Genomic DNA, 21,877 nt, shown 5'->3' with positions numbered 1-21,877 from the left:
AAGAGAATATCCTTAAATAGAGAAGTGCTCCCATTGGGGAGCACTTCTCTATTTAAGGATATTTCAATTGACAATAACCAGTTGCTACACCATCACTCATAACCTGGATTCTGAGGAAATGTAGTTCTGTTGTTCATAATATCAATTTCCTGCTGAGGTATCGGATAGATGAGCCGGAATGCAGGCAAGGTCACTTTTTTATTCGCCAGTATTTCAGAGATTGCCCTGTTGGTCCGGACGAGATCGAACCATCTGTCGCATTCAAAAGGCAACTCCAGGCGACGTTGTTTGTATACTTCATTCCGGAAGCTGGCCTGATCTGGTAGATCCGCTGCCTGTAAGGCTGGAAGTCCGGCGCGGGTGCGTACCTGGTTGAGATAGGTGAAAGCATTGCCGCCTGCGCTGTAACCTTGTTCGTTCAATACTTCTGCCTGCATCAGCAGGATATCTGCAAAACGCAGTACCGGGAAATCATTACCGGCATTGCCGTTGATAGGATCGTCGAGAAATTTGCGTGGCATCATATTGGCATTGCCAACGGGTTTAGCTGATTCTGCCAACGGGCGTCTCAGGTCGTTGGCATCGTAGGCTTTCATTAACGTTGTATCCACCGTGATCGTCTGTGAATTGGCGTACCAGAAGCCATGATCCTGGTTGGCCACTCCTTTGGCGTAGCGTATTGCAAAAACTATCTCGGTATTGTATTTATTAGTGGTGCTGAAAACATCAGCTGCATTAGGTAGTAGTGTGAATACTTTACTGTCGACCACTTGCTGCAGCACCGTTTGCGCGGCGCTGTATTTCTTCTGGTAGAGATATACTTTCCCCAGCAAACCCTTTGCAGCGCCTGGAGTTGCACGTCCCAGTTCTGTACTGGCGTATTTGTCCGGCAGATTGGCGGATGCAAATACCAGATCCTCTTCAATTTGTTTATAGATGCCGGCAACGTCATCACGCTTCAGGTTAACGGCATTAACCGGGTCAGCAGGAATAGTGAGCAACGGCACTGCTCCCCATAGTCTTACGAGATTGAAATAATCCAGCGCGCGTATGAAGCGTGCTTCACCCTTGATACGGTTTTTAAGTGCGTCATCCATGTTGATGCCGTCGATGGCTGCCAGCAAGGTGTTGCACCGGAAGATACCATTGTAGATGCCTACCCAGGCATTGTAAAAGTTGGTGTTACCCGGATTATCCGAATAACGGTTAATCTGGTAGTTCTGACCTGAGTTGGAAGATGGATCCTGATCAGTGAAATTATCGGCACGCGCTTCCATAAGCGTCTGGAAAGTAGATCCGTACTGACTTCCCAGCGCAAGTGAAGCATAACAGCCGTTTACAGCTGTAACAGCATCACCGGCTGTTTTGAAAAATTGTCCGGGTGCGATCACAGACACGGGGTTGAGATCGAGAAATTCCTTCTTGCAGGAAATAAATGTCAGTACCAGTAACGGAAGACAGAAGATATATTTTTTCATAGTTTGCTGCATTAGAAAGTAACGTTAAGGCCAATCATATAAGTACGCGCCAGTGGATAGGAGCCGTAGTCTTCTCCTGCAGTGAGCGCATTTTCGGTACGGTTGCTGATCTCCGGGTTGAACAGCGAATACTTTGAGAACGTAAATGGATTCTGTACTACGCCATAGATTCTCGCGGAAGATATACCTGCTCTCCTGACCAACGATGCCGGGAGGTTATAACCCAGCGCAATATTTCTCACGCGGATATAGGAACCATCTTCTACATGCCAGGAGGAAGTAATTCCGTTACCACCTGTAGCCAGCCTGTTAGCGCGGTTTACAATTCCGTTACCCGGATCTTCCGGTGATACATAATGATCCTTCACTTCGCTGAGATTGTTGAAGTTGCCTTCCACATTGGCGATATAGCGGCGGAATAGATTGAGGATCTTATTGCCCTGGCTACCTTGTATGGAGAAGCTCAGGTCGATATTTTTATAGCGGATGGTATTGCTGAAGCCAAAGATATATTTAGGTTGAAAGCTGCCTACGATAGCGCGATCGTTCGCATCTATCTTTCCATCGCCGTTAATATCTTTGAACTTCAAATCACCCACGCGGGTAGGGTTGCTGGTTTTAGCAGAAGTATCCAGATCGCGTTGATCACGGTAGATGCCGTCTGTTACATACAGATAGTAAGAGCCAATGGTTTCTCCTATTTTCGTAATGAAGTAGGTATTTCCTGTTCCGCCGGTAGCAATAATCGGCGCACCGGAGGGACCGAGTCTTTTCACTTTATTGGTATTGAAAGCAATGTTGGCATTACCTTCCAGCTGCCAGTCTTTAGCTATCTGTTTATTCCACGATAAGGATACTTCCACACCTCTGTTGTTTACGGCGCCGATGTTCTGCAGATAGGTGCTGAAGCCTGAAGTGCCCGGAACTGGCAGATCCAGCAATAGTTTGGTAGTATTGGCATTGTAATAGTCGACAGTCAGGTTCAGTACTTCTTTCAACAGCCCGATGTCAACACCAACATCGAAGCTGGACATACTTTCCCAGGTGAGGTTGGGATTGGCCGGACTGGTAATGGAAACGCCGTTGACGAGTGTCTGGTTGCCGAGTATGTAATTGCCACCTTTGTTGCTCATCTGTGCAAGAGAGCCGTAGTTTGGTATCTGGAAATTTCCTGTAAGACCATAGCTGCCTCTTATCTTGAGAGAGCTGATTGCTTTTACCTGGCGGAAGAATGTTTCGTTGGATACCTGCCAGGCACCTGATACTGCCGGGAAGGTAGCCCATTTACGATTGAGGCCGAAGCGCGAAGAGCCATCGCGCCTGAGCGACGCACTCAGAAAATACTTATCAGCATAATTATACTGTATCCTTCCCAGCCAGGAGTTAAGGCTCCATTGTTCCAGACTGGAGCTGCCGGCATTTACCTGTCCTGCATTTAATGTAGTTACAATGTCTGTGGGAAAATTATTGGCAGTAACGCTGTTGTGTTCCTGGTTTTCTTTCTGTACTGTGAAGCCCGCCAATACATCAAACTTGTGTTTACCGAAGATTTTGTTATAGGTGAGTGTATGTTCTGTCAGCCAGTTGGTATACATGTCGGTATTGGAAAAACCTGTTGCCACAGAAGGCAGCGTGCCTGCAGGTAATGGCAGATTGGAAGGGCGATAGTAATCCCTGCGGAAGCTGTTCAGGTCCACACCTGCGGTGATCCTGTATTTCAGGTTTTTGATAAATTCATATTCCATGTAAGCATTTGCTGTCAGACGGAAATTTTTAATACGGTCTTTCACGAGTGTGGCAATGGCTACAGGGTTCAGCTGATTGGTCTGGCCATAGCCCCATACATTCACTGAGTCGGCGAATGTACCGTCAGGATTATATACGGGGAAGATGGGCGCATAACCTAGTGCCAGCGCAATGACGCCGGAGTTTGGCGCAAACCAGGGGCCTTCTGCATTCACTACGCGATTGTCTGTATAAGACGGCGTCATATTTACACCGAAGCGGAATTTTTTGGAGCCGCCATCAACGCGGAAGCGGCTGGAATAGCGCTTATAATTATTGTTGATGACGATACCATCCTGGTTGAGATAATTGCCGGAGAAATAGTAGGAGAGTCCTTCGTTTCCGCCGGAGATGCTGATGGTATGGCTTTGCATCGGCGCGGCACGGAAAATTTCTTTCTGCCAGTCAGTATTTGTCAGGCCTGGTTTACCTTCGAGGTAAGGCAGGATCTGCGGAGGTATCCACGTTGATGGATTTTTAGGTCGTATATTGTTGGGATCAGTAGGCTTGCCGGTGGGCACTGCATCGAGATAAGCATTATTGTGTCCGTCGTATACCAGCCTGGCATAGTCGTATGCATTCAGTACATCTACATGTTTATTGACATACTGTACGCCATATGTTCCGTCGTAGCTTATTGTCATCTTGCCAGCAACACCCCGTTTGGTGCGGATCAGCACTACGCCGTTGGAGCCTCTGGAGCCATAGATGGCTGCGGATGCGGCATCTTTGAGTACATCGATAGAAGCAATGTCATTGACGTTGATGGATGCCAGCGGGTTGAATGGCTGCTGGTAATTGTTTACGCCAGGCGAAGCGCTGCGGGTGTCGTTGGTGATAGGTACCCCGTCAATAACAAACAACGGATTATTGCCAGCACTGATAGAACCCACACCGCGAACACGTATCGATACGTTACCGCCGGGGGCGCCATTGGTCTGCATTACCTGTATACCGGCCATCTTGCCTGCCAGCGCCTGATCGAAAGAAGTAACGGCCTGTTGTTTCAGGTCTGCGGAGCGTAAGGATGATACTGCGCCGGTCAGTTCTTTACGGGTACGTGTACCGTAGCCCACTACAACCAGTTCATTTAATCCTTTACTGGCTTCTTTCATCCGGATCATCAGCAGGTTGCTATTGCTGTTTTTCACCTGAAAGCCGTTCAGCACACTGTTTTCATAACCGATAAAGCTGAAGGTGAAATCATACGCTGTACCTGCTTTCATGCCCTGCAGATGGAAGAAACCTTTTTCATCTGTTGCGGCATTGAACCGGTCATTGCCATTTCGTTGCCTGGCAGTTACAGATACACCGGGCAGTGGCTCTCCGGCTTCGTTCATGACACTGCCTTTAACAGCCACCATGCTGCCTGGTTCCTGTGCAAAGGTTGATAACGCGCATGTCAGCAACAGCAGCAAACAGGTATACGCTTTTAAAAATCTGCTCATGTTAAACAGTATTGGTTTAGAGAATAGTATAGCCGCATCACGCTTTTTGCGTGATATCAGATAGATGCAATGATTGAAGATGTTATCTTTTTTTTCGAAGTTTTATCCCTTCTCCGTCTTCCGTCAATTCCAGGTTATTCAGCTGGCATATTGTCAGCAGTATATTCCGCAAGGTGTCTGTTGATAGTACCTGTCCGGTGAAATATGCTTCACTGATATCTTCGTATTCGTAATGAATTTTTGTGTTGAATATATTTTCCAGCTGACTGAATACGCTGTCCAACGGCAGGTTGTTGAACTCCAGGAGTATGTTCCGTTTTACAGGAGTGTGCGTGCGTGGTACAGTATTGTCAGCTTGTATGCTATTTACGGCATACTGATGGGTGATATTGTTGATATGGCATTCTTCTCCTGGCAGCAGGTACAGGTTTCCCGGGAGACTGCCGTCCCTGGCTGATAACAGTACCTTACCGCTTTCCAGTGTTACGCTTACTTTCCCGGCAATAGCGGCATTCACGGTGAACACGGTACCCAGTGCTGTAGTGGTGACGTTGCCGCTGTATACTACGAAAGGTCTGTTGTGGTCAGCGTTTACAAAGAAGCGCGCTTTCCCCTGTAATGTAACATGCCTGACTGCACTATCGGTATCTCCTTTATAGGAAAGTGAGCTGCCGGGGTCCAGACTTACCCGTGAGCTTTCTGGTAGTGTGATTGTAACTGTTTTCCCGGATCCATTCCTAACCACTTTTGTGTGCAGTGCTGTCACTACGGGAACCGGGTTTCTGTTCAGTAGTTGATTGTATACAATTGCTGAGATACTGATCAGTAATACCACCGCAGCAGCGGCTAATAGTTGGAGCCATCGCGGATGCAACTGCCGTACAGGCACCTGTGTTATGGGTTCTTCGCGGGCTTGTATCTTCTCATGCATCTGAGACAATATTGCATTGGTTCTCTCGGGTGGGAGTACCTGTTCTCCTGTTGCTATAGCATTGTCAAACGCCTCCCGCAGTGTCTGCCGGAACTGGCTGTCTTCTTCCTGCTCCAGCATTGCTTCCAGCATGGCTATATCTTCCGGCGTAGCTACGCCGTCCTTTATCTTTTGTATCAGAATAGCGAATCGTTCCATATTCAATTACTATAAAAAGTACCGGAATAACAAAAGGAGGGGGTAAGGTCGTATTACGGAATTGTTAACAAAAAAGGCAGGGGTGTTACAGGTAAGCGGCGAGGAACAGTGCGCTCAGAACTGGCGCTGCTGCCTGGTTGGCGGCGATATAGGATTTTATGCTTTCGGAAGAGGATTGCAGGTATTCTTTAACGGTGTAGTGGGAGATGCCCATAATGTGAGCTGCTTCGGTGGCAGTTTTCCCTTCAAGACGGCACAGCTGGAATACTCTTTTCTTACGGGGAGACAATGTTTCGATGGCATTGCTGATCAATACATGTCTACGTTCGATGACGTCCGGGTTGTCATCTGCTGTGGCGTCCTGGATAACACTATATTCGGCCAGCCGTGTTTTTTCGGTGGCTGTTTTTTTGAGATATTGAAGAGATTTATGATAGCTGACAACAAACAACCAGTTGCCTGCTCCCTGCTGCAGATCAAGTTGTTGGCGGTGATGCCACAAGGCGAGAAATACTTCCTGTAAAATATCTTCTGCTACGTCATGCCTGTCTATCATCATGCAGATGTTTTTGAAAACTGCATGATGATATTGATAATAGATATTATCAAATACAGTTGTGTCAATCGTTTTTTGCATGAAGGTCGGATGCGGTTCTTGTGTTACTGATATGCATTCACGGTGAACAAATGTACAGCTGAAAGTATAAGATAGGAGAACTGCCAGTATTAAATAATGATTACTTTTATCTGCAACCTTATATGGTAGGAGAAAAAGGGTTGTCAACCCTCTTCTCCGAATAATTGTTTCCCTCCTTCCAGTGATGCACACACTGCAGCGCCGCTGTAGCTGATCATGCGTTGCTCATAATCGGTGATGGCCTCAGTGAGCGACCATATTCCGTTTGCAGCCTTTCCCAGGTTGGCGGCAAGCAGGGCTGCGTCCTGTAATGCGGTGTTGGCGCCTAATCCGGCTGCGGGGCTCATCACATGCAAGGCGTCTCCCATACCGGTTACAAGGTTAGTCTGCCGTGGTTGCAATGTGCCAGCACTTTTTACCGGGATCATCGTGGCCATTGACATATCCGCATGGTCAAATAATGCACGCAATGAAGAAGCCCAATGGCCTGTGCGTTCACTTATCATGGTTTGCAGCTCTTCGGGGGAAAACCGCAGTGAGTGGCCTGAGTTAATGCCAAGTGCAGCACGATGGCCTATGATAGCCCAGTACATATAATCGTCAACATGGGTGAGAGAGACGCCGGTAGGAGACGCTGAGGCCAATGTCTGAGGAGATGCTTTGAATTGCATGGCGTCAATGATCACTGCCAGTCCGGAATCAAATATGGCAGAGGTACCTGTCTTTAATACATCAGCAATGGCATCGCTGTTTTGTAACGTTTTACCATAGATGCAGATGTTTCCTGTATCAACCGGGGCAGAGCCGGGAAAGAGCTGCCGTGCAATAACAGAGTTCACGCCGTCTCCCACTATCAGCACATCGCACACATGTGTGCTGCCATCTGCAAAGTGCAATACAATTTTTCCGTCGCCGTGTTCTTCCCAGTTTACCGCATTGTGGTTGAAGTGAACATGTTCCCTGATGCCTCCCATGAGAATCTCCCGCAGCGTGAGTCTGTGCGCTTTCAGATCGGCAGCATCTTCACTGCTGCTATCCATCCAGGAGTAGATCCATTTATCATTGACGTTATCTAATGTGGGTTTGAGCGTACGTACGCCTGGGTAAGGCAGGGCACATGTATCGCGGAATAATGTATACATATCTGGCGGAAGGCAGGAGGCAAGCGCCTGTTGACCGTTCATGTCTATCCTGATCCTGTATCCCTGTGTCCTGCTGTTGGGGGCTTCATCTCTTTCAAATACTTCGAATGGTATTCCCAGTTTGTATAATCCCTGTGCAAGACATAATCCACTGATGCCTGCGCCTGTTATGGCTACCTGTATCTTTTTCATCCTTTGTGATGAAGAACTGTTCTGTCAGTTCAACGATACAAAGTTCAGCTGGTGGTGGATGATGATCAAGGCAGGAAACGGGGGAAGAATAGGATTATCCGCGGGATGTTTTCCGGGCTTGTGCGGGTGTCATTCCTGTAGACTGCTTAAAGATACGGCAGAAGTAGGAATAGTCATCATATCCCAGTTTATCTGCCAGCTCCTTGATGGATATATCGGTATAATATAATATCCGCCTTGATTCAGTGATAACGTGGTTCAGGATATGCCTGCTCACTGGCAGACCGGTCTGCTGCTTTACCACTTCGTTGAGATAGGAGAGGGAGATGTTCAGATGAGCAGCATAACCGGCAGGACTTTTCATGGTAAGAAAATGCCTGGAGAGCAGTTGCCTGAACTGATGAAGGATCTGTACTGGTCTTGATGTAAGGAGTTGTTGTACTGGTTCGTGTTCATGGTAGGCATTTGCGCAGATGCCGGTACAAAGATCTGTGGCGCTGCGTAATAGTTGTGGGGAGAAATGAAAATGTTTCCTGGCGGTATGCAGCTCATGCAGCAACGATATACTATGAGCAAGGGCTGTCGCCTTTTCTTTGCTGAGTGTGGCGGCACCTGCAAAAGGCAGGAAGGTAGTAAATGCGAAAAGGTAGTTTTCGTGTACCCATTCCCGTTTGACGGAAAGGACCCACGCATGACATTGCCGGGCAGACACTGCGCGGTGTACTTGCCCTGGCAGGATACAGAGTACCTGTCCGGCTTTCAGCGGCACTGTATTGAAATCCACATCCATGACACAGCTGCCTTTTTCCTGGATCACAAACTGGTAGTGGTCGTCGCGGTGAGCCATTTTGCGGTGTATGCTGCCGGGATTCACTGCGGTCAGCTTTTGTATTTCCAGCGCATCTGTAAGGGCATGCAGAGGAATCATATCATGGTGTATTGATTATTTAGGACGATGAGCAAAGGTAAATAAAAAGAGCACTGGTATGCCCGGTGCTCTTGCGATATTTGGGATTCACAGGATATTACGGTTTCTCTTCCCAGTGCTGTGAACCATCCACCGGATCGAGGTATGCGCCATCAAATCCGGCGTCAATGAGTTTTTGTGTATAAGATGCTGAATTGCCATAGATAAAGGCTTTCCACTCAGGCATCCAGTAGCGTATGTAGTAGTTGCCTTTCCAGTATGGATCCATTGTTTCGAGCCACGCTGGCGGATTTTTTACCCAGGCTGCTTTCCAGTACCAGCGGTACTGTTCCGCCTGTCCCATGCTCATGTAGGCCAGTACAATGCGTTTGCCGCCATTTTTCTTGGTCTTCAGCGATGTGATCAGGCTTTTATCCCAATGTACAGTGTCTGATTCGGGGAAGGCGTCCATAACAATCACATCATAGTTGGTTGCTTTCAGCGAATCCAGGAACCTGGTTCTGCTGCCGAAGCTGCCGCTGTTGATGAGATAGAGGAAGTTGCGTGCATCAGCCAACGTGTTGATGTTGTTGCTGTTTTCATTGAACGGCGCACCGGCAGGAATGTTGTCCAACTCGCGGTGTGAGGCCGCAAATGAAATGAAGCCATTCTTCTGATTTAACTGATAGGAATTTGCCACTTTACCGGGAGTGAAGCAATAGTCTGTGGTAAGCACGCGGAGGTGCTGACTGGCAGCTACTTTGCAGAATGCGAGCCATTCGTCGGAATCAGCTTTGGGCGTGGGCTTGTCGTCACTATTATCATATCCATAGTATAATTCTTCCCTGCCCACACCATCGAGGGCTTTGATATAGGCCGTATTTACAGTGCCTGCTGCGTCGCCATCGTTGGTAAGCAGTTCTGAACTGTTCTGCGCAACGATCAGGAAACCGTTTTGCTGTTGTTTGGCCCAGGCGCTGATTTCCTGGATAAAGTTGCGCATTTCCTGCCGGTAATTAACTACCTGCAATTGCGTTTTGCCGGCGATAACCTGGTGATTTTTCTCTGTTAATGACAAATCTTTGCTACAGGAAGAGGCGGTTAGCAGGCAGGCCAGTGCTGCCGCTGACAAAAAGGGATTTCTGGTAGTCATAAAATATGGTTCAGTGGGTGAAATAAAAGACCTACATTTTCGTATGTCCTTTATTGTTAGCATGGTTTGTTTGAGCGCCGGCAGCCCAACTTTAATATTGTCCGTTAAAGTTAAATATTCTTTTCAGGCCGTCGTCATGCCTTTTTCAAAATCACGGAAATACGTGGGTTTTTAAGCGGTTTTTAAGCTCTATGTCATTATGTTGTTAGGATATATCTGTTTCAATTTCAGGTATGCATTGCATTTACGGTCTGTAATTTGTAAATTTAACAGCTACCGCTGAATGAAGCGGCTTAATCCACATTCCACGATCTTAATCAACGAAACCCATGAACAGATCAAGAAGAAACTTTTTAAAGAGCGGCGCCTTTGCCATTGCCGGTGCTGCATTACTACCGGAGGCTTTACGGGCAGCCAATAGTTCAAGACCCATCCTGGGTATACAGTTATATTCCGTTAGGGATGATATGAAGAAGGATCCCGCCGGAACCCTGCGCCAGTTGGCTGGAATGGGGTACAGGAATGTGGAGCATGCCAACTACAAAGACCGCAAGTTTTACGGTTACAGCGCCGCGGAATTCAAGAAACTGCTCGACGGCCTCGAGCTAAAAATGTACAGCGGACATACCGTGCTGCGTAAAGACCATTGGGATGCCACCCGTAAGGACTTTACGGACGAGTGGAAACATACGGTGGAAGACGCTGCAGCTGTTGGCCAACGCTTTGTGATCAGCCCCTGGCTGGATGAAAGCCTGCGCAAAACCTATGACGGCTTTATGGCTTACATGGAAGTATTCAATAAATGCGGCGAATTATGTAAAAAATCGGGCATGAAGTTCGGCTATCATAACCACGATTTTGAATTCAGTACACAGCTGAACGGTAAAAAGCTTTTCGATCTCATCTTACAACATACAGACCCCAAGCTGGTGGCACAACAGCTGGACATCGGCAATATGTATCACGCCGGTGGTATTGCTATGGATATTCTCCAAAAATATCCCCGCCGTTTTGAACTGATGCATGTGAAAGATGAAATCAAATCGGCTGATAAAGGTGAAATGGGCGGCGGTTATGAAAGCACGGTGCTTGGAAAGGGGATCATTCCGGTGAAAGAGGTGATTAATCTAGGAGTGAAGGCTGGAGGTACACAATATTTCATTGTGGAGCAGGAATCTTATCAGGGCCGTTCTCCATTGGATTGTGCCAAAGATGATTACAGTGCGATGAAGGGCTGGGGTTTCTAGTTCTTAGTATATAAATTAGCGTTTGGCCGTTGGGAATGTAACCAGGGTGGCTAAACGCTAATTTCTTTTTGCAACAGCGTATTTCAATGTTTGTACGGCATTTTTCAGCTCTTCCGCATTGAGGTTGGCAAAGCCTATTCTCATAGCTGCCTCCCGCCTGGACTGGTAAAGAAGATGTTGCGGTAGTGTCAGCCCGTGATCCGCACATTCTCTGCTTATTTTAGAAAGGTTGATGGATTTGTCCCACCTTGTCCATACCGCCAGCCCGGCTTCGGGCTTTATAAATTCAACATATTCGCCCAGTTCTTCTGTAATCAGATCACACATCAGGTCGCGCCTGTTGCGGTATATTTTCCTGGATTTATCCATATGCCGGTGCATTTCCCCGTCAACAATAAATTCGGCGATAGACTGCTCTGTGATATTATCGCCGTAACCGGCCAGCAGTGTGCTGAACTTACTGAGTTCTGTGATGAGATTTTCCGGCGCCACCAGGTAACTGAGCGCAAAGCCCGGGGCCAGCGACTTCGCAAATGAACCGATATAGATTACCATTCCTTCATTATCAGCACAGGCAACAGGCAGCTGTGGCTGATGATCAAACTGGAAATCGAAGTCGTAGTCGTCTTCTATAATAATGAACCCATAACGGGCAGACAGCTGCAACAGCCGCTGTCTTCTTTCCGCCGACAGCACCGCTGTAGTTGGGTAGTGGCTATGTGGCGTAATGTAAACCACCCGGATATTCTTTTCCCGGCAGATCTTTTCTATATCATCTACGCATAGCCCGTCATCGTCAACCGGTACCTGTACCAGAGAAGCGCCTGACTGCTGGATGATCATGTTGGCAATATAATAACTGTAAGCGCCGATGATTACATTATCTCCTGCATTGAGCAGAGTACTGGCTGCAAGGAACAGCCCCATATGTACACTTCTGGAGATCAGAACATTGTTTTTGGTGATGGCGAGCCCACGGGTATTATTGAGATATTTCGCGAGAATCTCCAGGAAATAGTCGTTAGGTTTGCCGTAGGTGTAGTTCAGGTAGCGGGCTGTTTGTTTTCTCTTCACGAGCCTGTTATAAATGGTACTGAGCTTCACGATAGGCGTAATGCGTACATCGGGGAGTCCGTCTGTCAGCTGAAAGGCTTTGCCGGACGGCAGGGCGGTGCGGTCCAGGAGAACGTTGGGGATGAATGAATAGCCGGTGGTGACGGGATAGCGTAACATCGGTTGTTCCTTCGTTTCAGGATGCTCCGGGAGGGGGGCTAACCGGTCAGCCACCACAGCGCCTTTATAAGGGCTTACAATGATCCAGCCATGGAGGTTCAGATCATCGTAGGCGGCAATGACGGTTTTACGGTGCACTTTCAGAAAGGAGGCCAGTATCCTGGTTCCAGGCAGTTTTGCGCCGGGCGCCAGCATGCCTTTCCGGATGGCGTGTACCAGCTGGTCGGATATCTGACGGAAAACTGGTTCCCCTGACTCCCGGTTGATTTGCAGCAAACTTCTTATTAACTGGTAAAGTGGACTACTCATTATACTAAAACTGGATCATATGGCTAAAATAACAATTTCCTAATCTTGCGCAAAATAACTTGAAGTATGACAAATGATATTGCCGAAGTTCGCCACAACTGGACAATGGAAGAAGTAGCCGAGATCTACAATAGCCCGGTGCTGGAACTTATATTCCGGGGCGCTTCAGTGCATCATCAGTATCAGACTAACAATGAGATACAGGTGTGCACGCTTTTGTCTATAAAAACAGGAGGATGCCCCGAGGACTGTGCCTATTGCGGTCAGGCGGCCCGTTATCATACAGACATCACGGTGCAGGCGCTGATGTCGAAAGAAACAGTGCTGGAGTATGCCAGAACAGCCAAAGAAGGTGGCTCTTCCCGCTTTTGTATGGCGGCGGCCTGGCGCGAGGTGAGGGATAACCGCGATTTTGACCGGGTACTGGATATGGTGAAGGATATTAATGAAATGGGACTCGAAGTGTGCTGCACACTTGGCATGCTGAATGAAGAACAGGCGCAACGCCTGCAGGAAGCGGGCCTGTATGCCTACAACCACAATATCGATTCATCTGAAGGATATTATAAGAACATCATCTCCACCCGTACTTTCGACGACAGGCTGAAGACGCTGGATAATGTGCGCAAAGCAGGTATGACCGTATGTTGCGGGGGGATCATTGGTTTGGGCGAAACAGATGATGACAGGATCAGTATGCTGCATACACTGGCCACCATGCCGGTACATCCGGAATCTGTTCCGGTGAATGCGCTGGCCCGCGTACAGGGTACCCCTATGGCCGACCAGCCACGTGTACCTGTATGGGACATGGTGCGCATGATTGCTACCGCAAGAATCCTGATGCCGCGTTCTGTTGTTCGCCTCAGTGCGGGCAGGGCAGAGATGAGCCAGGAGGAACAGGCACTCTGTTTCCTGGCAGGAGCTAACTCCATCTTCAGCAGTGAGCACGAGAAGCTGCTGGTAACACCTAATCCGAACATTAATAAAGATAAAGAAATGCTTAACCTACTTGGACTAACCATTAAAAAGTCCGCTACCGAAAAGGCAGCGACAGTGTAAATACAGCAGACATATAAAGGCCGATCTTACAAGGGACAGCATTGGCTGTCCCTTGTTTTTTTCTGCGTATATCCCTTGTGTTTAGTCGCAAATGATGTATCGCTGAGTATAGATGCTTAACAAAAACGGGCATGCATTGCGTGCCCGTTTTTCCGGTACTGTTTATCCCTCCGGATTTACCCCGCAGGGCCCCGTTATTTCAGGATCAATTAAATGCTACTTGTTATAGATAGGGCAGCGCTTCAGCATATAATACAGCGCATCTTTATAGGATGTCTCCTCATTGAGGAATGCAGTACGCTGCTTGGAATAAATGCTTTCATTCCGCTGGTTGTAGATACCCAGTGTCACCTCATTTACATACTTTTTCTCTATGGTAGTATTGCTGGACGATGTTCCGGATTCCCTGCTTCTGCCGTCGCCTTTGTCTTTGCTTGTCCGTTCTTCGCCGCCCTGGGAGTTGATCTCTTCCTTGGAGCTGCGGTAAACGCCGCCGGTAACGATGTATTCCACGCCGAGCAGACGGCAGAGATCGCCGTAGGTATAACCGGCGATATTATTATCGTCTATTCCGCGGCGGAAGAGGAGCGCATTGGTAGTTTGCGGGTCCTGGAATTTGTACATGCCGCCGTGTTTGGAAAGATACGTGAATGTGTTTTCCTGCAGTTTCTGTTTGGTTACGGCTACCATATCGGGCCTGGTATCGTTGTCGCGGTATTTAAATGGGAGAATAGCCACCATATTGGGTTGTACGGGAGGCAGCTCTTCTCCGGCGGGTTTGGTAGCAGCCGGATTATTAACGACTTCCACACGACCGCTGGCGAAGGTAATTTTGTTGATGTCTGATTTTTTCAGGGTGTATACAAGCGTTTCACCGTTGTGAATGAACCGGATGGTGTTTTCATCCACTGAAGTAATTTTACCATGTTTCTCTTCTCCATTCAACATCACAATCACATCCTCTTTTGTCTGGACGCTTTTCTGGGCCACTGCGGGAATAAGGGAAACAAGGAGACAGCTGAGAATAAATAGCCTGATGGCGTACAGTTTTGCTTTCATGTTTTTTGAACGTATTGAAATTTTATGACAGTATACAGGAACAAGACGCGCGGCTAAACGGCGCACCCCTATACCATCCCAGTATTTAAATTATTGTTAACCCGCTGGTTGTCGCAGTGGGGAGCCGTAACTTGCCGCGCACCTAAGAAATTCTGTATGGTAAGGCGGATTATATTGTTTGTTTTGCTGTTGACAGCCGCTTCCTGTCTTACACGCCGGCCACCGTCAGCCTACAGGGAAACAGATTTCCTGAAAATAACCTTGCAGGCCGATTCATCCTGCCTGAAAGAGGATGTGCCTTTACTATATACCATCGAAAACCAGGGAAATGAACCAGTATACATAGACGATCCTTCTGCCTTCAACAATATACAGGCACTATTGTACCAGGATGATGTCCGTATCACAGAAGCCCGGAAAATAAAAGCTCCCCGTGATCAGCAAAAGGGAATGGTGCTGCTGCAGCCCCGTGAGAAGCAGGCGGTGAAGTACCAATATACATTGTATTACCTGTTTGGCAGCCGTATCCCGGCCGTTAAGAAAGGAAGCCGGTACAATGTGAAGCTCCGTTACTGGGGGGATGTATATGATGCTGACCGGAAACCTGTTTTTGAAAATAATGGCGTAGTCAGTAATACCATTAGTTTTTAGTATTGATTACTCTATATGGTTAGGATCATTGATTGGTTCTCATATTATCGAAATTAAATCATTATTTATATCGCCAATATGAAGGCCGGTTTCAGGCGATTGGTTTTTTCGAATGAATTTTTTATTTTTAAAAATACTGGCATTATTTTTAGTTAGAGAAATACATAGAAAATTATCCAGGTAAAAATACCACAAGCAAATAAAGTTGAGCACTAAATGACGGCGGGCGTTAAAAGGGGGTAGTAAACAGTAACGGTGGCCCGACCGGTTCCATGTTGACCATAGTAGTTTTTAAACAGTAATTGTAAACTGTAAATTTATATCTATGACGATGTCTGTGAAATGTACTGCCAACCCAACCCGGTTGCATTGGCTGGTTATCCCGTTCTTTTCAGTTTGTTACCGGAAGTGAACCAATAACATTTTTCAATATAGTTGTAACTATCGGTTATCTCTGCCGACGGTAGTTCCTGTATATTTTGTTACCCTTGCCAGGGATGTTGATTACTGACTGAATATAGGTCTATGGATGTTAATTATACCACAATGGTAATGCCACAGGCATTACAAGCGCTGCTGTATGCGCAACTCTTTACTGAACACAATGACTGGTTATGTTATTGCGCCACGAAAATTACGAAGGACCGTGAAATAGCAAGAGATGTTGTGCAGGATTTTTTTGCCTATTACTGGAGCAACAGAGAAAGTATTACAATCACAGCTTCATTTAAGTCGTATGCCACGAGAGCCGTTCAGAACATTGCTGTCTCTTATGTGAAAAAAGACCGGATCAGGGAGTTGCATTATGCCCGCTTGCCTGTGGAAGAAACAGAAGATATTTTTACGACTGAAATTTCGGAGAGAGAATACGATACCCTTTCGAGTAACCTGTTTGCAGCTATTGAAGGATTGCCGGAACAGCGAAGGAAAATATTGCTCATGCACCAGTTTGGGAAACTGAAGTATGCTGAGATTGCTGATACGTTAGGGGTAAGTAAGAACACCGTAAAGACGCATCTCAAGCTGGCTTACAGAACGCTTAAAGAAAATCGCGTGCGTTAATCCTATTCTTTTGGTAAATAAATATCATTCGATGATATTCTAATACCAATCGAATTAATGTTATCACATATAATGTTGATCGTCTGAATACCTTTACTGTAGCTGAATAGAAACAGATAATAAAATTCACTGTGGAAAAAATGGAACAACTCACGCAACAGAGTGTAGTCGTTATTGATAGTTTCAAAAAAATTAAAAAATCTTTTCACCCTCTTTTATTCTTCTGTATACTTAGGTATGTACAATAAGAGAAGGTGTTACGAAGAAGGGTGCGTCAGGTAATCTTTTTCAAAATGACAGGATTTGATAATTTTTTACTTTTTGATTCACCCTTTTCCGTTTTGCCTACTACTTAAATATACAGAGTGAACATGCTGACTGAGTATCCGCCTTATACTTCTGTTGGTATTACATAATATTTCTAACAGGTACGCCTTTACACAAAAGAACAACATGCGCTTTTTACTGTATAGTGTGCCTGGTGTTGGCTGGCAGGCCATTGTAAGCAAGCCGGTAACCCCGTATCCTACATGCTTAGACCAAACTGAACCCGGTAGCATTTGCTTCCGGGTTTATCGGAAATTATTCCGGAAGGATGACTATCATAATTTAGTTGTCGCCGGGATTAATTGATTTGTTATGCCTTTACCACCCTAAATGAAGTAGTAACTTATAACAAAGAAAAAACACACCAGTCTTTACCGGGAAATCGTCGTACAGAACCTGCTGCGGGCGGGGTGGCTTTGCCATGCATTTTAAAAACTAAACTGTGTAGTCGATATGATGCGTAAAATTCTACGGAGTAACTATTTGTTCATGCAACTGCTGCTGTTGTTTGTTCCATTGCTACGGCCCTCTACGGCGGTGGCCCAGCAGGATGCTATGTTCACACAATATATGTTTAATCCGCTGGCGGTGAACCCTGCCTATGCGGGCAGCAGAAATGTGCTCAGTTTGACTGCGCTGCATCGCAATCAATGGGTGGGACTGAAAGGTGCACCTAAAACTACCACTTTTTCCGCCGATATGCCTACCTGGAACAATAAGCTGGGACTTGGTTTTATGGCATTCAATGATGAAGTAGGGGTTACAAAATCAACCGGGTTTTATGGTGTGTATACTTACCGCATCCGGTTTTCGGGTGGCGGCTCTCTTGCAATCGGTCTGCAGGGCGGTGTTACTAACTATAAAGCGAACCTTACACAAGTGAACCTCATTGATCAGCCGGATCATGTGTTTGCGCAAAACATCAATTCATTCCTGCCCACCTTTGGCGCAGGTGTGTACTACAATACAGACAGGTATTATATTGGTTTCTCCGCGCCTAATATTATCAGGAGTTACCTGCGCAAAGATGTGTATCTCTATTCATCTGAGCTGATCGCCAAAAAATTTGATCATCTGTTCCTGATGGGTGGTTATGTTTTCGATCTGAAGGAGGATGTAAAACTAAAGCCTTCCTTCCTGGTGAAGTATGTGAGCGGATCGCCGATACAGGCAGATATTAATGCGCAGGTGTGGCTGAAGGATGTAGTATCTGTAGGAGCCTCATACCGCACAGATGGTAGCGGTGCACTTCTGACAGAGATCCAGTGTACGCCGCAGTTCCGTATCGGGTATTCTTATGATCTGTCCAACAAGGCGTTATCAACCTATAACCGTGGCTCGCATGAGATTATGTTGCGGTACGAGTTTGGGTTTGAGAAAGGAAAGATCTTGTCGCCTCGTTATTTTTAATCCGTTAGCCTATGTACCTTAAACTATACATATACTTACTTCTTCTTCTTGCGTTTTTTGTTTGCCATCCCATAGATAATGTGCATGCACAATCGGCCGGAAAACTGCAACGGCGGGCAGATCATGCCTATGCCGGGCTGCGGTTTACGGAGGCCCTGCACTATTACAAACTGGCGGATGAGAAGCAACCGGCTAATTCACATACTATTAAACACATAGCATTGCTCGAACAGGCATTGCAACATTATGCTGCATCGTTGCCCTGGTTTGAGAAGATCAACTTTGATAAAGAGGCGCCGTCGTGGTTATTGTTGTATTCACAGGCGCTGGCCAGCAATGGGCAATATGAGCGGGCCGATAGTTGCCTGCGGCTGTATCGTGTAAAGACACAGACGCCCGTTAATTATAACTTCAGTGAAACTGATAAGCTTTTCAGAGACTCCGCCCAGTGGCGCATTGAATATGCATCACTGAATTCTTCTCTGGATGAATTTTCTCCTGCCATGTACGGACGCCGGTTGGTGTACGTTACAAATCAGCGGTTGCCGGTTGCCGTAAAAAGAGTATATGCACGCAACGAGCGTCCATTCCTGCAGTTGCGTATGGTGGCGGATACCGGCACTATAAAGTATACGGATGTACGGAAAATAGATTCTGCTTCCACCAATGATTTTGTTTTCCGGTATATCATCAATGATGATGATACATATCCTACCAGCAACGACAGCCGGGTTACAGGTATTTACAATTTCCGCTATCAGCAGTGGAAAGGTATGAAGCGCCCCGGATGGAACAATGGTATAGATATTTTCGACAGGAATGTGGAAACGAAGTATCATGAAGGCCCTGTTACTTTTTCATCCAGGTTTGATACCCTTTATTTTACCCGGAACAACTATACACCCGGTAAGTACAGAACAGGCAAGGACGGCGTGAACAGACTGAAAATTTTCAGCGCCGTATTCCGTAACGGTGTATGGCAAGGAATCACATCTTTCCCCTATAACAATGATGATTACGCGACGGGGCATCCCGCATTGACACCGGATGGCAGTACCTTATTTTTTGTGTCAGATATGCCAGGAGGATATGGGGGCAAAGACATCTATTATGTTGTGAAGGCAGCAGATGGATCCTGGGGGAAGCCAGTGAATGCCGGACCTGTAGTCAATACGGCTTTCGATGAGATGTTCCCTTATGTTGATAATAAGTATACGCTATATTTTTCCTCCAATGGTCGCAATGGATTAGGGGGCCTTGATATTTACCGCATACAATGGGAGAATGGCGCAGCTATTGGCGCAGCGCAGAACATGGGGTATCCCGTCAATACATCGAAAGATGATTTCGGTATCTGGTGCACAGAAGATGCGGATGGATTTCATGGTTATTTCAGTTCTGATCGTTATGGAGATGATGACGTATTTCGTTTTCATATGCGTCCGCTACGATTACGGGTTGAGGGCAGTGTCTTCAAGCGTCTTACTGGTTTGCGGCAGGAGGGGGTCAGTATCTCACTGATCAGCACAGATCAGCGGCGCGATACGATCAGTGATATTACCGGAAACTTTGGCTGGCAGCTGTTTCCCGAAACCGATTATGAGTTGCATGCAGAGAAGAACGGTATGAAGAAAGTAATCGTTCCATTTTCTACAAAAGGGATCAACACAGATTCTATCATCCGCAGGAATATCTACCTGGATACACTGGATGAAGGAAGTACTCACTGGAGAAAAAACTGCGATTCACTCAGGAAGCTGTACACTTTCCCGGATGTATTGTTCGCGCTAGACAGCTATACTGTGACTGATGCGTCAAAGCATTCATTGGAACGGCTTGCTACAGCATTGAAGGGGGATACGTCGTTGTCGCTCATCATCAGCTCTTATACCGATGCACGCGCAAGTGTGGTATATAACAACCGTTTGTCTGCCAGGCGTTCTGATGCCGTTGCTGCATGGCTGGTACAGGCAGGTATTGCACCGGGAAGACTGATAAAGGAATACTACGGAGAAACCCGTTTGAAGAATGGTTGTAAGGATAGAGTGCCTTGTCCTGAGTATCTCCACCAGCAAAATCGCCGGACAGAATTTTACATTATAAAAGATGGCATTAACATCACGCTGGAATGTAATGAACAATCCGGCCGGAAATAATACTGATTTATTAGCATAAAGATGTCTTGTATGAAATGGAAACTTTACTTACTGCTGACTATTTTCTCGTTCCTGGCTGTGATGGTGCAGGCGCAGGTAGGTATTGGTACTAATACGCCGAATGCTTCCGCTGCACTGGATGTGACAGCCACAGACAAGGGTATGTTGGTTCCACGGCTGGCACTGAGGGATGTTACAGACCCCTTCCCTGTGGCAGCTACGCCGGCAAAAGGTTTGCTGGTGTTTAACACCGCAACGGATACCCGGGGAGGTAAAGGGGTTGGCTTCTATTACTGGAGCGGAACCGATGGTAATCCCCCGAATAAGTGGATATATATTGGTGGTGATTTCATAACAGAGATTACAAATAATCAAACATTAAGAGATTCGATTGTTAACCTGATCAAGAATTCAGGAAAGAATCTGAAATCCCGTACCACTAAGCTGTTGGTAGACGGGGGGGACAGTAGCGTGTTGAAACCTGTGTGGATAGACCTGGATATTAATGCGCTGGTTACGGATACTACTTTCAGGAATACGGTGATTAACCTGATTAGCAAGAATGCAAAGGCGGATAGTAGTGTTGCTAAGTCTGGGTTTATTGACTTGTATGATATAAAGGGTAATGTGCTGACGGCAGCAGATAGTAGCGTTTACCGTTATTTCAGGATTGGTGTAAACAGTAAGGCTTTCCGCGATAGTGTGAGCCTGGTGGTGCTGGATAGCCTCAATAAAGGCAGTGTTCGAGACAGTGTGTTGCAGATAGTCACTAATAATAAAACCGTTCGAGATAGTTTATTTATAGGCCTGAAGAATAAGTCTGATTCCGTAGGCCAGCGAGACTTCATTCAGTTGTATGATAAGTCGGGCAAGCCGTTGGCCGCGGGAGCTGACAGTGCAGTATTCAAGCGTTTCAACATCGGTGTGAATGGCAAAATCTTCCGCGACAGTGTGAGCGTGGTTGTGTTGGATAGCCTCAATAAAGGCCGTGTGCGGGATAGTTTGTTGCAGATAGTCACTAATAATAAAACCGTTCGTGATAGTTTATTTATTGGCCTGAAGAATAAATCTGATTCCGTAGGTCAACGAGATTTCATTCAGTTGTATGATAAATCCGGTAACCCATTAGCTGCCGGTGCAGATAGCGCCGTGTTCAAGCGCTTTAACATCGGTGTGAATGGCAAGATCTTCCGGGACAGTGTGAGCCTGGTTGTGTTGGATAGCCTCAACAAAGGGCGAGTGCGGGATAGTGTGTTGCAGATAGTAACTAATAATAAGACAGTTCGTGATAGTTTATTCATAGGTCTGAAGAATAAATCTGATTCAGTAGGCCAGAGAGATTTCATTCAGTTATACGACAAATCCGGTAACCCATTGGCCGCTGGTGCAGATAGCGCCGTGTTCAAGCGCTTTAATATTGGAGTGAATGGAAAGATCTTCCGGGACAGTGTGAGCCTGGTAGTGCTGGATAGCCTGAATAAAGGGCGAGT

General features: G+C 46.6%; 16 protein-coding genes. 7 read left to right on the top strand and 9 right to left on the bottom strand.

Translation table 11 applies throughout. The features are described from left to right. Nucleotides 1-92 precede the first annotated feature (92 nt). The 7 genes from VM802_RS05960 to VM802_RS05930 form a co-directional block, all read right to left on the bottom strand. Nucleotides 93-1,478, bottom strand: a complete 1,386-nt coding sequence (locus VM802_RS05960) for a RagB/SusD family nutrient uptake outer membrane protein (RefSeq protein ID WP_325528916.1) — start codon at nucleotides 1,476-1,478, stop codon at nucleotides 93-95. An 11-nt stretch (nucleotides 1,479-1,489) separates the two neighbouring features. After that, the gene (locus VM802_RS05955) at nucleotides 1,490-4,711 is read right to left on the bottom strand and encodes a SusC/RagA family TonB-linked outer membrane protein (RefSeq protein ID WP_325528915.1); all 3,222 of its coding nucleotides are present in this window, start codon (nucleotides 4,709-4,711) and stop codon (nucleotides 1,490-1,492) included. An 82-nt stretch (nucleotides 4,712-4,793) separates the two neighbouring features. Continuing rightward, nucleotides 4,794-5,840, bottom strand: a complete 1,047-nt coding sequence (locus VM802_RS05950; protein ID WP_325528914.1) for a FecR family protein — start codon at nucleotides 5,838-5,840, stop codon at nucleotides 4,794-4,796. 85 nt (nucleotides 5,841-5,925) lie between these two features. Then, the gene (locus VM802_RS05945) at nucleotides 5,926-6,477 is read right to left on the bottom strand and encodes an RNA polymerase sigma factor (protein WP_325528913.1); all 552 of its coding nucleotides are present in this window, start codon (nucleotides 6,475-6,477) and stop codon (nucleotides 5,926-5,928) included. Between the two features lie 143 nt (nucleotides 6,478-6,620). Beyond that, a complete protein-coding gene (locus VM802_RS05940; protein WP_325528912.1) occupies nucleotides 6,621-7,811 on the bottom strand; it encodes an FAD-dependent oxidoreductase in 1,191 nt (396 codons plus the stop codon). A 94-nt stretch (nucleotides 7,812-7,905) separates the two neighbouring features. Further along, complete coding sequence (locus VM802_RS05935) at nucleotides 7,906-8,739, bottom strand: AraC family transcriptional regulator (protein WP_325528911.1); 834 nt, start codon at nucleotides 8,737-8,739, stop codon at nucleotides 7,906-7,908. Between the two features lie 97 nt (nucleotides 8,740-8,836). Next, a complete protein-coding gene (locus VM802_RS05930) occupies nucleotides 8,837-9,871 on the bottom strand; it encodes an endo alpha-1,4 polygalactosaminidase (RefSeq protein ID WP_325528910.1) in 1,035 nt (344 codons plus the stop codon). A gap of 329 nt (nucleotides 9,872-10,200) precedes the next feature. Between VM802_RS05930 and VM802_RS05925 the strand changes: the two genes are divergently transcribed. After that, nucleotides 10,201-11,118: a sugar phosphate isomerase/epimerase family protein gene (locus VM802_RS05925; protein WP_325528909.1), complete on the top strand. Its 918-nt coding sequence runs from the start codon at nucleotides 10,201-10,203 to the stop codon at nucleotides 11,116-11,118. A 57-nt stretch (nucleotides 11,119-11,175) separates the two neighbouring features. Here VM802_RS05925 and VM802_RS05920 read toward each other — a convergent pair whose 3' ends face one another. Further along, on the bottom strand, nucleotides 11,176-12,627 hold the full coding sequence (locus tag VM802_RS05920) for an aminotransferase-like domain-containing protein (RefSeq protein WP_325528908.1): 1,452 nt from the start codon (nucleotides 12,625-12,627) through the stop codon (nucleotides 11,176-11,178). A 99-nt stretch (nucleotides 12,628-12,726) separates the two neighbouring features. On the opposite strand from VM802_RS05920, the gene bioB reads away from it, so the two are divergent. After that, on the top strand, nucleotides 12,727-13,722 hold the full coding sequence (gene bioB / locus VM802_RS05915) for a biotin synthase BioB (RefSeq protein WP_325528907.1): 996 nt from the start codon (nucleotides 12,727-12,729) through the stop codon (nucleotides 13,720-13,722). 216 nt (nucleotides 13,723-13,938) lie between these two features. On the opposite strand, the gene VM802_RS05910 is transcribed toward bioB, so the two are convergent. Continuing rightward, nucleotides 13,939-14,781, bottom strand: a complete 843-nt coding sequence (locus VM802_RS05910) for a hypothetical protein (RefSeq protein ID WP_325528906.1) — start codon at nucleotides 14,779-14,781, stop codon at nucleotides 13,939-13,941. A gap of 156 nt (nucleotides 14,782-14,937) precedes the next feature. Here VM802_RS05910 and VM802_RS05905 point away from each other — a divergent pair, with 156 nt between their 5' ends. The 5 genes from VM802_RS05905 to VM802_RS05885 all read left to right on the top strand — a co-directional run. Beyond that, entirely contained in the window at nucleotides 14,938-15,432 is a 495-nt protein-coding gene (locus VM802_RS05905; protein ID WP_325528905.1) for a hypothetical protein, read from the top strand. Nucleotides 15,433-15,957: 525 nt separating this feature from the next. Next, entirely contained in the window at nucleotides 15,958-16,494 is a 537-nt protein-coding gene (locus VM802_RS05900; RefSeq protein ID WP_325528904.1) for a sigma-70 family RNA polymerase sigma factor, read from the top strand. A gap of 780 nt (nucleotides 16,495-17,274) precedes the next feature. After that, the gene (locus tag VM802_RS05895) at nucleotides 17,275-18,231 is read left to right on the top strand and encodes a PorP/SprF family type IX secretion system membrane protein (RefSeq protein ID WP_325528903.1); all 957 of its coding nucleotides are present in this window, start codon (nucleotides 17,275-17,277) and stop codon (nucleotides 18,229-18,231) included. Between the two features lie 80 nt (nucleotides 18,232-18,311). Then, nucleotides 18,312-20,387 carry an OmpA family protein gene (locus tag VM802_RS05890; protein ID WP_325528902.1) on the top strand — a complete coding sequence of 692 codons (2,076 nt, stop codon included), beginning with the start codon at nucleotides 18,312-18,314 and terminating at the stop codon, nucleotides 20,385-20,387. Between the two features lie 30 nt (nucleotides 20,388-20,417). Next, the coding region (locus VM802_RS05885) for a phage tail-like protein (protein ID WP_325528901.1) at nucleotides 20,418-21,877 on the top strand (1,460 nt) is incomplete at its 3' end.

The sequence above is a fragment of the Chitinophaga sp. genome, from assembly GCF_035538455.1.
GTDB lineage: Bacteria > Bacteroidota > Bacteroidia > Chitinophagales > Chitinophagaceae > Chitinophaga.
This window is presented reverse-complemented; position numbering and strand designations above follow the sequence as displayed.